Annotated in this window: 14 protein-coding genes; 3 read left to right on the top strand and 11 right to left on the bottom strand. The window is 61.8% G+C overall.

The window, feature by feature from the left end; genetic code table 11:
- Positions 1–44 precede the first annotated feature (44 nt).
- From FEZ60_RS12000 to FEZ60_RS11980, 5 genes are all read right to left on the bottom strand, one after another.
- Positions 45–1,559, bottom strand: coding sequence for an aminotransferase class V-fold PLP-dependent enzyme (locus tag FEZ60_RS12000; RefSeq protein WP_116101417.1), 1,515 nt, complete (start codon positions 1,557–1,559; stop codon positions 45–47).
- Complete coding sequence (locus FEZ60_RS11995) at positions 1,549–2,904, bottom strand: MFS transporter (protein WP_045071060.1); 1,356 nt, start codon at positions 2,902–2,904, stop codon at positions 1,549–1,551. Before FEZ60_RS11995 ends, FEZ60_RS12000 begins: the two co-directional genes overlap by 11 nt.
- A 131-nt stretch (positions 2,905–3,035) precedes the next feature.
- Positions 3,036–3,449, bottom strand: coding sequence for a hypothetical protein (locus tag FEZ60_RS11990; RefSeq protein WP_033230925.1), 414 nt, complete (start codon positions 3,447–3,449; stop codon positions 3,036–3,038).
- A 39-nt stretch (positions 3,450–3,488) separates the two neighbouring features.
- The gene (locus FEZ60_RS11985; protein WP_033230926.1) at positions 3,489–3,770 is read right to left on the bottom strand and encodes a hypothetical protein; all 282 of its coding nucleotides are present in this window, start codon (positions 3,768–3,770) and stop codon (positions 3,489–3,491) included.
- 340 nt (positions 3,771–4,110) lie between these two features.
- Positions 4,111–5,373, bottom strand: a complete 1,263-nt coding sequence (locus tag FEZ60_RS11980; protein ID WP_308191100.1) for a multidrug effflux MFS transporter — start codon at positions 5,371–5,373, stop codon at positions 4,111–4,113.
- A gap of 85 nt (positions 5,374–5,458) precedes the next feature.
- Between FEZ60_RS11980 and FEZ60_RS11975 the strand changes: the two genes are divergently transcribed.
- Positions 5,459–5,914: a MarR family transcriptional regulator gene (locus FEZ60_RS11975; RefSeq protein ID WP_084703018.1), complete on the top strand. Its 456-nt coding sequence runs from the start codon at positions 5,459–5,461 to the stop codon at positions 5,912–5,914.
- A gap of 146 nt (positions 5,915–6,060) precedes the next feature.
- The gene (locus FEZ60_RS11970) at positions 6,061–7,095 is read left to right on the top strand and encodes an iron-siderophore ABC transporter substrate-binding protein (protein WP_045070188.1); all 1,035 of its coding nucleotides are present in this window, start codon (positions 6,061–6,063) and stop codon (positions 7,093–7,095) included.
- Positions 7,096–7,123: 28 nt separating this feature from the next.
- Here the strand turns inward: FEZ60_RS11970 and FEZ60_RS11965 are convergent, their stop codons facing one another.
- The 3 genes from FEZ60_RS11965 to FEZ60_RS11955 all read right to left on the bottom strand — a co-directional run bounded on the left by FEZ60_RS11965 (position 7,124) and on the right by FEZ60_RS11955 (position 10,859).
- Complete coding sequence (locus FEZ60_RS11965; protein ID WP_084703020.1) at positions 7,124–7,672, bottom strand: MarR family transcriptional regulator; 549 nt, start codon at positions 7,670–7,672, stop codon at positions 7,124–7,126.
- 68 nt (positions 7,673–7,740) lie between these two features.
- Entirely contained in the window at positions 7,741–8,925 is a 1,185-nt protein-coding gene (locus FEZ60_RS11960; RefSeq protein ID WP_045070190.1) for a hypothetical protein, read from the bottom strand.
- A 47-nt stretch (positions 8,926–8,972) separates the two neighbouring features.
- Positions 8,973–10,859 (bottom strand): glycosyltransferase family 39 protein, encoded by a 1,887-nt coding sequence (locus FEZ60_RS11955; RefSeq protein ID WP_084703055.1) that lies wholly within the window; start codon positions 10,857–10,859, stop codon positions 8,973–8,975.
- A gap of 112 nt (positions 10,860–10,971) precedes the next feature.
- Between FEZ60_RS11955 and FEZ60_RS11950 the strand changes: the two genes are divergently transcribed.
- Entirely contained in the window at positions 10,972–11,424 is a 453-nt protein-coding gene (locus FEZ60_RS11950) for a GNAT family N-acetyltransferase (RefSeq protein ID WP_033230929.1), read from the top strand.
- A 57-nt stretch (positions 11,425–11,481) separates the two neighbouring features.
- On the opposite strand, the gene nadC is transcribed toward FEZ60_RS11950, so the two are convergent.
- Genes nadC through nadA form a run of 3 tightly spaced genes read right to left on the bottom strand, consistent with a single transcriptional unit; the run spans position 11,482 to position 14,959 of the window.
- Positions 11,482–12,354 (bottom strand): carboxylating nicotinate-nucleotide diphosphorylase, encoded by an 873-nt coding sequence (gene nadC / locus FEZ60_RS11945; protein ID WP_045070193.1) that lies wholly within the window; start codon positions 12,352–12,354, stop codon positions 11,482–11,484.
- Positions 12,351–13,925, bottom strand: coding sequence for an L-aspartate oxidase (locus FEZ60_RS11940; RefSeq protein ID WP_045070196.1), 1,575 nt, complete (start codon positions 13,923–13,925; stop codon positions 12,351–12,353). Before FEZ60_RS11940 ends, nadC begins: the two co-directional genes overlap by 4 nt.
- Complete coding sequence (gene nadA, locus FEZ60_RS11935; RefSeq protein WP_033230932.1) at positions 13,922–14,959, bottom strand: quinolinate synthase NadA; 1,038 nt, start codon at positions 14,957–14,959, stop codon at positions 13,922–13,924. The genes FEZ60_RS11940 and nadA overlap by 4 nt, the downstream gene beginning before the upstream one ends.
- Positions 14,960–14,976 lie beyond the last annotated feature (17 nt).

Raw genomic sequence — 14,976 nt, 5'->3', positions numbered from 1 at the left:
TGTACCTTTCGCTCAAAAAGGAGGGTAGAGGACCATCAGCCGAATCAGGGTTCCACGAGACCAGCCAGGAATTCCACCAGCAGTCGCGTCGTGACCTCGCGGGGCAAGGACTCGACGGCGGCGAGGACCGCAGCCATGTCGAGGGGCGAGTCGCCAGTGCCCTTCGGATCCAGCCCCGCCGACACGAGCGCTGCCGCAACAGCCTCACTGGGCAATGTGCGAACATCGTCGACGCTTACGTCACCGCGCTCGAACGCGCCGGCCAGCTCGGCCAGCGCGGGCGGCGGTCCGGCCGCGGGAAGGCCCCGAACATCGTCGGCCCCCAACACCAACGCACTGGTCAGCTCACTCAGCACACTGTCCGTCACGGGCGTGATCGTGAGATGGGTGGTTCGCGGCAATGCAGTTCCGTCGTGTTGCGTCGACGCGGGTTGCCCCTGGAGCACAAACCCTCGAACGCCGACGGCGGTGGCCCAGCGATGTGGATCGACCTGCCGGTCCGGCGGCACTCCCCCATCCGCCGCTACTGCGAAGAGTGGGCCGACCGGCGTTCCGACGACGCGCAAACCGTCGATGCGGTCAATCGTGTCCACGAGCGAGGCAGTTGCCCGGTGAGCGCGCGCAACCAGGTCGGCGTAACCCGATTCGCCCAGCACTTGGGTGATGGACCAGGCTCCGGCCAGGGCGGCAACGGATTTCGACCCCATCAGTGTCGGATTGACCACGGGATATCCGGGCCACGCTGTAAGCCCGAAGTACTGCTTGCGATGCAGATCACGCCCCCGGTACAGAAGAACCGACGCACCTTTTGGCGAGTAGCCGTACTTGTGTACGTCGGCCGAGATACTGGTGACACCGGGAACCTGGAAGTCCCAGGCCGGCAGTTCACCCCACCAGGGCAGGGCAAACCCTCCGATGCAGGCATCGACGTGAAACGGAACCGACTGTGTACGAGCAATTTCCGCGATCTCGACGATCGGGTCGAGAGCAGCAAACGGATAGCTCGGTGCCGACGCCACGATCAGCACCGTGTCGCTCCGCAGAGCCGATCCAATGTCGGCGGCGCGCACACGACCGGAATTTGGATCGACTGCGACGAGGATCAGTTCGAGTCCGAGTAGGTGCGCCGCCTTGTGGAAAGCAGCATGAGCGGTAGTAGGCAGGACTATCGATCCCTCTCCCGGCGGAAGTCCGCGCAGGTCGCGGGCGGCTTTGACGGCCAGCACACAACTTTCGGTGCCACCGCTGGTGACGTTGCCGATAACATCGCCATCTCCGTGGAGGAATCCGCGGACGAACCCGACGAGTTCTCGTTCCATCACCGCGGTGGACGGAAACACCGTGGGATCAAGCCCGTTGACGGGTTGTACTAATTGCGCTGCGTCCGTGGCCAACTGATCAAGCGCGGCCAGTCCGCTGTCGTACACGTAAGACAAAACTCGCCCACCGTGGGTGGGGGCGTCCTGTTCACGCAGGCTGCGGAGTCTCTCCAGCACTTCCGCAGACCGTTGCTCGATCGAGGTATTACCAAGAAAAGAGTTGGTGTCACTAGCGGTCATCGTGCTCCTGTTCACTGCTGTATGCGCGTAAGACGACAAGGCTGATCGCGACCAGAGCGGCCGGGGCCAGAGAGAATCCGAGGGCGATGCCGGTGATTGCGGAGTCCGGCTGGTCAACCGTCTCCCCTGCCTGCGAGGACACAAAGCCTGTCGACGCCAGAAACAGAAGGAACACTGCTGGTCCGAGTGCAAGACCAGCAGTCTCTGCTGCCGTCCAGATCCCGCTGAGCGAGCCGCCTCGTTGGCGTCCGCCGATGCGGGCATCGTCTTCGATTACGTCGGGAAGCATGGCCAACGGAAATACCTGCATTCCGGCGTAGCCGACGCCCGCCAGTCCGACCGCACCGTAGATCCACGCTCCGGCGTCAACTGCGGCGAACGCCAAAAGCAGTGTGGCGACAACAAAGACCGTCGATGCGACAACATATCCGCGGAGCTTGCCGTGGCGATGGGAATAGCGGTACCACAGCGGCATGATGACCAGCGCCGGGCCGACCAACGCCGCGAACAGCCCCGTGATGGCGTCTTCGTTCCCCATGACATACGTCGCGAGATACTGGGCACCGCCCAACATCACGGCCGTCGCGAGGGCTTGCAGGACAAACACGATCACGAGCAAACGGAACGATCGCGTACTGCGAACTGCGTCGAATCCGTCGCGATACTGCGAGAGCAATGAGCCCACCGGGGCATCGGCGCGTGTCACCGTGCGCCGCGCCGCGCCGAATACCGCCCAGAGCATTGCCCCGCACATCAACGCCGACACGCCCACGGCCATCACCAGATAGCCCGCAGCCCCACCTCCAGCAGCGTTGCGAAGCGCTGGTCCCCCGCCACCGATCACAAGAATTGCCAAGGCCAGTACCGCTATTCGGACGGACACCAATCGAGTGCGCTCGTGATAGTCGCCCGTCAGTTCTGTAGGCAGGGCGATGTACGGCACTTGGAACAGGCTGTAGGCGCTCGCTGCCAGCAGGAAAAACACCAGTACCCACACCGCGCCGACACCCGGGCCGGCTGACACCGGTGCAGCAAAGGTGAGTACGAAGAGCAACGGAAGGGCAAGCGAACCCGCCAACATCAGGGGTACGCGCGTGCCCGTTCGATGCGAACTTCGATCACTGACCGTGCCGATCAGCGGATCGACAAGTACGTCCGCAATCTTGGGAACAATTACTACCAGCGACGCCAAACCAGCCGCGACGCCCAAGGTGTCGGTGAGGTAGTACGCCAGTACCAATCCTGGCAGGACGCCAAAACCACCCGTCCCGACACTTCCCGCGGCGTAGGCGGCAACAACCCCCCGCGACAACCGTCCGCCCGCGCGGCGTCCGCTGCCCTGTATGGGCTTTTCTGTGGTCACCAATCACACACTAGATGGCGACGTGCATCCTCAAGAGCAAAAGCCGGGAGACACGGATAACTCGGAAAACACCTTGAGGCACCTTCTGCCGAGACGCTTCGAGCCTCGCTTGGTCAGTCCTCGGCATCCCAGGTGGCTACGGCCCAGATAACAATGACATCGAGCGCGATGATCAGGATCGACCAGAGCGGATAATGCGGAAGCCACAGGAAGTTCGCGATGATCGAGAGCGCTGCAATCAGGATCGCAGCGATACGCGCCCACGTGGCAGCCATCATCATTCCGATGGCAATCGCGAGGCCAACGACGCCCAGGGCTATGTGAATCCAACCCCACGTCGTCACATCGAATTCGTAGACGTAGTTGACCCCGACAACAAAAAGGTCGTCGTTCGCGACAGCCGAAATCCCTTGAAGGAGAGAAATGATGCCGACAATGAAGAGAAGGGCTGCTGCTGCAAAATTTGTGCCGGTCGCGATGCCACTGCGCACCGGATGAGCGTGTGACGGTGACGATGTGTCGGTCATATTCTTGCCTCTCGCAGAAGGAGATGTCGACGATGAAAGTTAGCGATCGGTGGAATGCGCAGCGTTGCTCGAAGTCCGGCGGTACCACTGCCAGCCTGCGGTGATCAGGACAGCTCCGACCAGCGAGCCGATGATTCCACTGGGACGCAATGAAAGTCCGTCACCCGCAATCAGACTCACGAGCAAGCCGCCGACCAGCGATCCACCAATTCCCGCGATAAAAGCGAAGGGCCAGTCCAATCGTCGGGTGTTGCCACCGAGAATCAACTGGGCACCCGCTCCGATGACGGTTCCGAACAAGATCATTCCGATGATGAGCATGAGGCAAAGCCCTTTCAGCTAGGCGTACTCCGCGAACCGAACACGACGCTTTCGCGCAATCTTTCCCATATGTCCGTTTATCCGTCGGTGAATTGAGCAAAATCCGCTGACCGCCTTGCTTCTACCTGCACTGTTCTCTCGCGCACTTCTGCATCGCGCACTTCTACTTCGCGCACCTCTACTTCGCGCACCTCTACTTCGAGGAAACGGGTAGCTGAAATGTATCCGGCCACTGGCGGTCGGACATCACCCGCTGAGGGTGATATTTCGACTCCTTCCACGTAAAAACCGACCCGGGACTGGTGGTGTCCCGGGTCGGCTGTGGCGAGTTCGGCACAGATTACTGCGCGTCTGCTGAAGCCTTCCCTCTCGTCAGGGCAAGCGCCGACAGCGCGATGAGCGCACTGACGACCATTGCGATGGCCATAGGCAGGGCGGTGCCCTCCCCGCCGATCCCGACGAGCGGGGAAATCGCAGCAGCGAGCAGGAACTGCAGCGCACCAAGCACTGCCGATCCGGTACCGGCGGCCTGCCGCGCCTCACCGAGCGCCAAGGTTGTGGCGTTGGCGATGACAAGGCCGAGGCTGGCCATCGTGCACCACAACGCGATCAGAGTGATCCACAGAACGGGCCCGGCAAGCGCATTGATCAGCATGCCTGCCGAAAACACCGCGAGCAACGTGAGACCGATCCGCAACGTCACCCGGTCACCTAGTTTCGCGACAACCCCGCCGTTGGCGACGCTGAAGATCACAAGACCGACCGCGTTGACGGTGAAAACAACTGTGTACCAAGCAGTGGAGAGTCCGTGCACATTCTGCAGGACAAACGGTGACGCAGAGATGTACGCAAACATGACACCAAAAGCGAAGGCGTACGCGAGGGTGAACCCGACGTACCGGCGGTTCCGCAGAACGTTTCGAGCCTCACCCAGCATCGCGGCAGCGCCGCCGGTGGTGCGCAATTCCTTCGGGAGCGTTTCCGATACCAATGCAAGGACGCACACGAACATCAACGCGGACAGCACTGTCAGAACCCAGAACACGCCACGCCACCCGAAATTAGTGACAACAACACCGCCGAGTAGCGGCGCGATTACCGGTGCTACTGCGTTGATCACCACGAGCAGGCTGAACAATTTTGCCGCAGCGGCACCGCGGGCACGATCGGAGATCACCGCGCGGCCCAGGACAATTCCCGCCGCCCCGGCAAAGCCCTGCACAAAGCGCGCTGCGGCCAGAAGTTCGATGCTCGGCGCCAGTGCGGCGCCGGCACTGAAGACGGCGCAAGCCGCAGTCCCGATGAGAAGTAGTGGCCGTCGACCGTACCGATCGGAGAGCGGGCCGAACACAAGTTGCCCAAGGGCAAGGCCGACCAGGAAGGTCGTGAGTGTCAGCTGTACGGCTGATGCACTGGTATCGAACTCCACCGACATCTCAGGGAATGCCGGCAGATACATGTCGATGGCCAGTGGTGCCACAGCCGCCAACAGAGCCAATGTGGCGATGATCTTGGCGGGTAGATGTGTCGCGTGTCCCGCGTCCGACACAGACACCGGGTCGGACTCCACCATGGTGTCTGCTTCCTGCACGTGCTGTTTCACATTGATCCTTCATCCAGTTTTGCACTACGGCTATATCTAGAAATAGATATAGATTTATATATATCTTAACGTCTAGACTGGGTTCGTGTCCAACAAATCGGTTGCAACAGATGACGATGTCCAGCGCTTGGCACATACGGCGCGTTCGGTGGTGTGGGCATTGCGGCGCTTCGGCGAGAAGGAGGCGGGCTTGTCCCGACTCCCCCATTCCGAGATCGAAGTCCTCCGCGTAATCGAGGAACATCCCGGCAGTACGGTGTCGGAGATCGCGCGCGCCTTGAACTTGCAAAGCAGCAACGTCAGCACAACGGTTCGCCGACTGGTGGACCAAGGCCTACTCGAAAAGCGATCCGATCCCAGCGACGGACGCTCGTTCCGCCTGCACCAAACCCCAGTGGCCACCCGCAACAACCAGAAGATCGACCAGATGTGGGCCGACGGCATTCGAAGCCTCTTGGCGGGAATGGATCCCGACGACGCGGCCAAACTTGTCGACGCGGCGCCACTCCTGGCCCGCCTGGGATCCATGCCGACGGACTGAACAACCGGTGCAGGCGGTCTGAACTTTCAATTGACTTGAAAGTTCAGGGAAGGCTAGCCTATGCTTCCTGTGCGCTAGTCCATCTTGCTCGGCGATCCACGAGAGCCACAAGAGCACTCCGGCGCCTCGACACCGAAAGGCTCTTCATGCGATACGCCCCCGTGCGATCCCTCCGCCGGTCTGCGCTCCTGAGTGGACTTGTCATCGCCGCCCTGGCAATCGGCGGTTGCAGTACCAGTAGCAGCGACACCACCGACACCAATACCGGCAACTTCGAGACCGTCACTATCGAGCATGCTCTCGGCAAGGCAGTCATCACCGAGAAGCCGGAGCGGATCGTCACGCTCGGCATGGGTTCCGCCGAGACAGTCATAGCGCTGGGTACCATTCCCGTCGGCGTCGAGAAATATTCATGGGGCAGTGACGAATCCGGCTACCTCCCCTGGGTTCACGAGGCAGTCACCGAACAAGGCGGTGAACTCCCCGAGCAGTTCACCGGCGGAGCCGATCTGAACATCGAAGCGATCATCGCTCTTGATCCCGATCTGATCCTCGCACCATGGTCCGGTATCACCCAGCAGCAGTTCGACTCCCTCAACGCCTTTGCACCCACCGTTGCGTACGAGGAAAGCCCGTGGACCATCACATGGGAAGAGCAGATCAACGTGATCGGAAAGGCCATGGGCGAAACCGGGAAAGCCACCGCCGAGATCGACAAGATCAAAGACCAGTTCGCGAAATCGTCTGCAGCACATCCCGATTACGCAGACGTAAGCTTCTCGTTCATCTACAACACCGGCCCAGGAACACTCGGCGTGTTCTTCGCCGAAGAGCAGCGTGTTGCCATGGTTCGCGGACTGGGCTTGCAGGTTGATCCCGTCGTGAACACGCTGACCGAGTCCGAAGGTACCGATTCTGCAGTGATCGGCCTCGAGAATGCCCACCTCCTGAACAATTCGGATCTGCTGTTCACCTTCTACTCCGATCCCGCGAACCGGGCCGAAATCGAAGCGCAGCCCGCCTATCAGCAGATTCCGGCCGTCGCACGAGGAACTATCATCGCCCCGACGGACCAGCCTTTTGTGACGGGATCATCGATGATCAATCCCTTGACCGTCCCGTGGTCACTCGAGCGCTACGCACCGATGATCGACGAGGCAGTCGCAAAACTGAACAAATAAATCCGGCGAGACCCGCAGGGCCCGTACCTTATTCAGGTGCGGGCCCTGCTCTATCTTGTCCTGCCTCGTCCCGAACTGCCTCGTCCTGAACTGCCCCGTCCCGCACTTCCTTGAATCGAGCCCATTCACTGCCCAGCATGCGATTGTCGATGATCCAGCCCATGTAGTCGCGCATGTTCAGCACACGAATGTAGGCGGGGCCGTTGGGGTTTGCATACTGGAGTGCCTCGGTCGCGAGCGTGCGCTGATTCTCGAGGTACTGGTGCTCGTTCTCGAGGAAGCCGCCCCACACGTCGGAATCCATGACGTAATAATGAGTTCGATCGCGAGGCTTACGAACGAGCTTCACAAATCCACGATCGATAAGCCGTCGAATGTAGTTGGAGACAGATCCACGACTGGTGTCGAGAGCAATGGCCAACTCCTCGGCACTGACTCCCGGAGATTCACTGATGAGCAGATAGCCGGCGATCCGGCCCTCGATGCGAGCACCACCGCCCGACTGCCAATACGTCGCAAACTGGTCGATGAACCACGCGGAAAAGTCCCCACCCCGCGCCGGGCTGACGTCGCCCATTTTTTGTTGCCTCCAGCTAGTCGAAGCGGCAAATACCCTCTGATTCTGCCAGTTCCATCGAACCTTCCCTAGCTCGGCGCAATTTCGAGACCGGGTGACGTCGCAATCAACTCGAGTTGCTCGATTACCAGCGGCGACACAGTGTGCGTCACCGTTCGCACAACAACAGTCTCGCCGGACGGATGCTGGACGGCCACCGAACTTGTGCCGGGGTTCTCGGTGCGACTGATCAACGTATCGTCGGGCAGGATTACGGCGTTCTCGAGCAAGCGGAATTCGTTCCGGGTAATCGAGATTTGCAGGTTCGCTGCCGCACCCGGCGCGCTCACGACAACGTCCCCACACAGGCCGCTGCCCGAGTCGTCTGGCACCAGCGAACCCAACGGACGGTCAAGCGTGACGCCGGTTGTTCCGAGCCACCGCCATCGCTCGTCAAGTACGGCGTTGAGCCTCGACACGTCGTCTTCGTCCACCCCACCCTCGTCCATCACCGTGAGAATGCCACAGAATGTCGCCGGCGGAATATCTTCTGTCACAGCAAAACCTGGCGCGAGAGCGACGTCGACCAACTCGTCCGTCGACAGGACTTGCGCGTCCGATCCGTCAAATCCGGTTACCGAGGCGAAGACGCGACTGACACCGGGGACGTAGACTACGACAAAGTCCTGAGCATATGGACTGGCAGCGCCTTTCGCCTCGTAGAAGTCGAGAACTGTTCCGTCGGCACGCACTTCACGCCGATCTACGGAACCTTCGACACACGACGGAATCGGTCCTGTCCATTCTCGAACATCCACCGAGACCGTTGCTCGCGCATCACCGCGGGCTATGTCACCAAGTGCAGTGGTCGAACCACCGAGGGTCAATTCCTCCGCCGATTCGGGCGACCGGGCCTCGCCGAAGTTGTGCACTGGCGGAAATATGAAGGCGAATCCCGGGTCTTCAAGTCTGGCGTCCACCGGTAGTGCCTCAGTCACCGCCCTACGCATCGCGTCTGCTTTCGACTTGGAGAACCACGGATAGTCAGGATCGTTGTACCCGGGGTCGTCACCCCCGATCGTGGCGACCAGAAAACTCTTCACCTCCCCGGCCGCTTCGACGGATTCACAACCGGGAATCGCAGCCGGGCCGTCGTCCTGCGTCAGGCGCGCCGCACCGGCGCCCAGCAGCACGACCACCGCGATAAACGCGGTGTCGCGCCACGTCCATCGTTGACGCCGATCCTTCGGCAGACGCTCCTCGGTTCCAGGCATTGTTCGATCATGACCGACAGTGTCCGGCGACCGGGCACCTGCCCTGCCTAGTCGGCGTAGCCACTGAGGTCGTAAACCGTTGCATTCCCGACGGTTGTGCCTTCGAAATTGGCTTCCACCCAGGCTTGGATTGCACTCGACGTACTGTCACCGCCGCCGCGGCCACCGCCCTGACCACCAGCGACGTAATAGTGGACATCGCCGTTCGTGACATAGGAGATGAACTGGTCCAACGTGGGTGCTGGGTCCGAACTCCAACCACCGGTCGCCATCACGGCAGTATTGCTCGCCAACTCGTACGTCGCGGCACTCTGCGACCCGTTGGTTGCTGCGGACCAGCGGGTGCCTGCGCCGATCAGCATGGCTGTCAGCTCGGAACTGTTGGCACCCGTACCGGCCGATGGGGTCGGCGCAATTGAGACGGCACCGGCCGGGCCGGCCGTGGGGATAGATCCACCGTGAGCTGTTGCTGCGGTGGCGATTGAGTACGAGGCTGAGCCTCCGATGCCGGCCAACGATCCGACGACCAGCCCCGCGATCACCAACTTCCGGAACCGATTCCTGGCGCCGAGGAGAATCAGTGCCGCGCCGACGACAGTCCCTGCCAGTACGATCCATTCGAGAGCCGGTAGCCAGTCGGAATTGCGATGCAGGAGAACCCAACTCCAGATTCCCGCAGCAAGCATCATTGATGCCAGGCCGAGTCGCCCGATCCACCGCGACCGTTCCAACCACAATGCGTAGCCGCCGGCTGCGATCATTCCGGCAATCGCGGGAGCCAACGCCACGGTGTAGTAGGGATGGATGGTGCCGGACATGTAGCTGAAGATCAGCCCCGTCACCAGGAACCAGCCGCCCCAGACGATCATCGACGCCCGCAACAGATCGGTTCTCGGGGCACGACCACGCGCTATCAGTCCGAGAACAAGTGCAATCAGCGCAGCGGGGATCAGCCACGAGATCTGAATTCCCATCTCACTTCCGAACAACCGATCGAGGCCCGTGCTCCCGCCGAAGCTCGAACCTGCAGCGCCGCCACTCATTCCGCCGCCACCGCCACCGGAATTCCCGAAGATCCGACCGAGCCCGTTGTACCCGAGGACAAGGTCCATGACGCTGTTGTTGGTCGAGCCCCCGATGTACGGCCTCGAATCTGCGGGCCAGAGCCACACGGCCAGCACCCACCACCCGGCCGCCAGGATCACCGCACCAACACCGATCGCAAGGTGCAGAACTCGGGCGCGCAACCTGGCCTGTCCGGCAACCAGATACGCCAGGCCGAACGCGGGCAGCACCATCAGGCCCTGCAGCATCTTGGTGAGGAATGCAAAGCCGAGAGCAATGCCGGTGAGAGCAATCCACATCGCGGCGCGTCGGCCCACCGACGTCTCGACTGCTCGAACCACCCAGTAACCCGCCAGTGTCATCAGGAGCACTAACAAGGCATCGGGATTGTCGAACTTGAACATGAGCGCAGCGGCGGGTGTTGCCGCGAGAACGGCGCCCGCAATGAGCCCCGCTGTCGGAGTCGCGACGCGTTTCACTGCCGCGTAGACGAGCGCAACCGAACCAACTCCCATCAACGCCTGCGGCACAAGCAGACTCAGGCTCGAGAATCCGAAGATTCGTCCTGACAACCCCATTACCCACAGCGACGCGGGTGGTTTGTCGACGGTGATGAAGTTGGACGTGTCCAGCGATCCGAAGAACCAAGCTTTCCAGTCCTGCGAACCTGCCTGAGCCGCTGCCGCATAGAAGGTGTTGGCATAACCACTTGCGCTCAGGTTCCACAGGTAGAGAACTGCGGTGCCTACGAGAAGCGCAGTCAAGGCCGATGCGGCGCCGCGGGTACGAATCCACGACTGTGACGGGCCGCCGTGATGGACAGAGGGCGCCGGCGGCCGCGTCGGCGCCGGATTCAGAACTGCGGTCATCATGAGTCCCTTCACAGGTGGTGATATTCACTACCTTCGCGCGCGGACCCGCGACGCCACTGCACAGTGGCTGCGAGATTCCTGTGAACTCGAGATGACCTAGGGTGATGCCGTGGACTCAACAGGCGCCAACATCGTGAAGATTCGACCCTATCGGCCCTCCGACGAGGATGCCGTCATCGAATTGTGGTCGCAGGCATCAAAACTCGCACACCCCTTTATCGACGGCGAGGGCGAAGGTGCACGTGAGGCGAAGATGCGCGACATCTACCTCGTGAAGGCAGACAACTGGGTTGCCGAAACCGACGAGCAGGTTGTAGGCCTGCTCGGCCTACTGGGAGCCGAGATCGGCGGCCTGTTCGTGTCACCACAGGCTCAACGACTCGGAATCGGGCGGCTGCTCGTCGAGCATGCAACGACACTGCACGGAGCGGTAACGCTCGAGGTTTACGAACTCAACGGATCGGCACGACGCTTCTACGACATCATGGGTTTCGAGGAAACGGGACGCTACACCGATGCCGAGACCGACCACGTTTTGATCCAGCTTCGCCTGACGACCTGACGGCCGAACCCACACATGCTCTCATGGCCGCCCCCGAACAGGCGGCGGCCATGAGAGTCACATATCCAGACCGAGATCCAGAACCGTCACAGAGTGCGTGAGGGCACCGACTGCCAGATAATCGACTCCGGTACCCGCGTACTCGGCGGCAACGTCGAGACTCAGACCGCCGGAAGATTCGAGCTTGGTCGTGGGCGACGCGGTGTTACGTCGCTGCACCGCGATCTGGGTCTGCCACAGCGGGAAGTTGTCCAGCAGAATAAGTTCGACATTTTCGGCAAGCACCAGATCAAGCTGCTCGAGGGTGTCTACCTCGACCTCGCACTCGATGTCCGGCGCAAGTTCACGCACAGCCCGCAGTGCTGCGACGACAGATCCGGCGGCAGCAACGTGATTGTCCTTGATCAAAGCCGCATCACCGAGACCCATGCGGTGATTGACTCCCCCACCGACCTGGACGGCGTACTTCTGCAGCGCGCGCAGACCGGGAAGGGTCTTGCGGCTATCGCGGATCTTTGCATCGGTGCCGGCAACGGCATCAACCCAAGCCGCTGTAGCGGTGGCGATTCCGGACAGGTGGCACACCAAGTTGAGCATCGTCCGTTCCGCCGTGAGCAGTCCGCGGGTAGGCGCTTCGACGGTCAGCACCGATTGGCCAGGAACCACACGGGTGCCGTCGGCAACTCGATCGACAACGTCGTAGTTGCCCGCGCCGATCACTTCGTCGAGGACAAGCAGTCCGATATCGATTCCCGCAACAGTGCCTTCGGCGCGCGAGACAACCGACGCCTTCGCGGTCGCGTCAGCGGGAACTGTCGCAACGGAGGTGACGTCTGGTCCATAGCGAAGATCTTCGTCCAAAGCGAGTCGAACCAGCGTCAGGACTTCGTCAAGCTCGAGGGGGGCCGGCAAGGTCTTCTGCGCGGTCATCGGTGGGCTCCTGTCAACAACATGTCGTGTATTTCCATCTCGCCATCGGCACCGCGCTTGATGCGGATGCTGCGACGCTGATCGGGATCGGTTTCCGGGTAATCGGTGCGGGTGTGGCACCCGCGGCTCTCGGTACGTGCAGCGGCGACCGCAACCAGTGCCGTCGCAGTCACCGTCAACGCGGCGTCCTCGAGTTCCTCGGCATTCACTGCAAGAGTGAGTTCCGCATTCGCAAGGCCGGTGCGTGCAGCTTCGAGGCCGGCGCCGTCTCGAACAACCGATGCGTGAGTAGTCATGATCGTCTGAACGGCCTCGCGGGGCAATATCGGCAGCGGTGCGCTGGCGACGTTGACAACCTCGGCGTGAACCTCACGTCGCTCCGCGGCGGCGATCCCGGCTCGCTCCCCAACGACCAATCCTTCGAGAAGACTATTGGATGCAAGGCGATTGGCACCGTGCAGACCGGTACGGGCAACTTCTCCCGCCGCATAGAGTCCCGGAACTCCGGTACGTCCGTGGACGTCCGTCGCGACACCACCACACGAGTAGTGGGCGGCGGGAGCAACCGGAATCAGCTGCGTCCGAGGATCTATGCCCGCCTCGAGGCACGAGGCCGTGATGTTCGGGAATCGCGTCGAGAACCCGTCGAGTTTTCGAGCGTCGAGGTACACATGATCGCTGCCCAGGTCACGCAGACGCGCGGCAATTGCCCGCGAGACGACGTCACGGGGCGCCAGATCACCAAGGGGGTGAACTCCTGCAGTCACCGAATCACCGTTGGTGTCAACAAGAATTGCACCCTCACCGCGTACGGCCTCACTGATCAGCGGCCGTCGACCGAGGCCGCCGGGAGTGAACAGAACCGTCGGGTGGAACTGCACGAATTCGAGGTCGGCGACCGACGCACCAGCTGCGAGCGCCAGCGCGATACCGTCAGCGGTTGCACCGGGCGGATTGGTACTGCACGAGTACAACTGGCCGAGACCACCCGTCGCCAACAGAACAGCAGGCGCATGGATCACGCCCAGGCCGTCCGGGGAGGACACGACAAGCCCGCACACACCGCGCCGATTGGTGACTACCTGCACGGCAGCGGCGCCGAACAGGACCGGGAGACCAGCGGCGTTGAGTGCCCGCTGCACTTCCGCGCCGGTGGCGTCTCCACCGGCGTGGATGATTCGCCTGGTGCTGTGGCCACCCTCGCGGGTACGGGACACTTCGCCGTCACGCCCACGATCGAACACTGCACCGAGCGCGGCCAGTGCCGCGACTGCCTCGTGCCCTGCTTCCACAACGGAGTACACCGCTGCTTCGTCGCACAGTCCGACACCGGCTTCGCAGGTATCGGCGACATGTGAATCCACCGAATCGGTACTCAAGTCGCCCACGACGGCAATCCCGCCCTGCGCATACTGCGTCGACGTATCGGTCGGACCGCCCTTGCTGACAGTGAGCACCTTCAACCCGCGTATCGACGCGACGCGCGCGGCTGTGAGCCCCGCAACGCCGCCGCCGACCACAACAAGATCGGCATGCGCCTCCCAGGCGTAGCGCCCGGCAGGGCTCGTCACTCGCCGCCGCCCGGATTACCGATCTCGATCATGCGCTGCACAGATTTCTGAGCACGCTTGGCCATCTCGAGGTCGACGTGAACCTCGTCCTTGCCTTCGAGGAGGCAACGAAGCAACGCGGCCGGAGTGATCATCTTCATGTACGGGCACGACGCGCGGTCGTTCACCGCCTGGAAGTCGACATCCGGTGCGGCTTTACGCAACTGGTGCAGCATGCCGATTTCCGTGGCGACCAGAACCTGCTTGCTCTTCGTGACGCGGGCAGCGTCGAGCATGCCACCGGTGGAGAGGATCTTGACCTTGTCCGCCGGAACCGCACCTTCACCGGCCAAGTACAGAGCCGAAGTGGCACAACCGCATTCAGGGTGCACAAAAAGCTCGGCATCGGGGTGAGCCTTGGACTTCGCCGTCAACTCGTCACCGTTGATACCCGCGTGGACGTGGCATTCACCGGCCCAGATCTGCATGTTGGTGCGGCCTGTGACGCGCTTGACGTGGGCTCCGAGGAACTGGTCCGGGAGGAAGAGAACTTCCCGGTCGGGATCAATGGAGTTGACCACGTCGACTGCATTGGACGACGTGCAGCAGATGTCCGTCAGGCCCTTGACCTCGGCCGTGGTGTTGACATATGACACGACGAGGGCGTTCGGGTTGTCCGCCTTCCACTCGCGAAGTTGCTCCGCGTTGATGGAATCAGCCAACGAGCAACCGGCGCGCTCGTCCGGAATCAGCACCGTCTTGGACGGCGACAGAATCTTGGCGGTCTCGGCCATGAAGTGGACGCCGCAGAACACGATCGTGTCTTCGGGGGCCTCCGCCGCGATACGCGAGAGGGCAAGAGAGTCACCGACGTGGTCGGCGACATCCTGAATAGCGGGAAGCTGGTAATTGTGCGCCAGAATCGTGGCACCGCGTTCGCGAGCCAGACGTTTGACCTCGGCAGCCCACTCGGGGGTCGCTTCGACTCCTGCGTAACCGCCGGGGCCGTCGTGAATCTGCGAGGTCGATCCCTCCCACAACGTCGTGGTCGTCATGGCGTTCTCCTTCACCG

This window comes from Rhodococcus sp. MS16, assembly GCF_013277795.1.
In the GTDB taxonomy this organism is placed as follows: domain Bacteria; phylum Actinomycetota; class Actinomycetes; order Mycobacteriales; family Mycobacteriaceae; genus Rhodococcus_F; species Rhodococcus_F globerula.
This window is presented reverse-complemented; position numbering and strand designations above follow the sequence as displayed.

Excerpts from the sequence above, each read along its gene's own strand:
- nadA (WP_033230932.1), bottom strand. The coding sequence starts at position 14,959 with ATGACGACCACGACGTTGTGGGAGGGATCGACCTCGCAGATTCACGAC.
- FEZ60_RS11985 (WP_033230926.1), bottom strand. The coding sequence starts at position 3,770 with ATGCTCATCATCGGAATGATCTTGTTCGGAACCGTCATCGGAGCGGGT.
- FEZ60_RS11960 (WP_045070190.1), bottom strand. The coding sequence starts at position 8,925 with ATGCCTGGAACCGAGGAGCGTCTGCCGAAGGATCGGCGTCAACGATGG.
- FEZ60_RS11965 (WP_084703020.1), bottom strand. The coding sequence starts at position 7,672 with ATGGGCGACGTCAGCCCGGCGCGGGGTGGGGACTTTTCCGCGTGGTTC.
- nadC (WP_045070193.1), bottom strand. The coding sequence starts at position 12,354 with ATGACCGCGCAGAAGACCTTGCCGGCCCCCCTCGAGCTTGACGAAGTC.
- FEZ60_RS11990 (WP_033230925.1), bottom strand. The coding sequence starts at position 3,449 with ATGACCGACACATCGTCACCGTCACACGCTCATCCGGTGCGCAGTGGC.
- FEZ60_RS12000 (WP_116101417.1), bottom strand. The coding sequence starts at position 1,559 with ATGACCGCTAGTGACACCAACTCTTTTCTTGGTAATACCTCGATCGAG.
- FEZ60_RS11970 (WP_045070188.1), top strand. The coding sequence starts at position 6,061 with ATGCGATACGCCCCCGTGCGATCCCTCCGCCGGTCTGCGCTCCTGAGT.
- FEZ60_RS11955 (WP_084703055.1), bottom strand. The coding sequence starts at position 10,859 with ATGACCGCAGTTCTGAATCCGGCGCCGACGCGGCCGCCGGCGCCCTCT.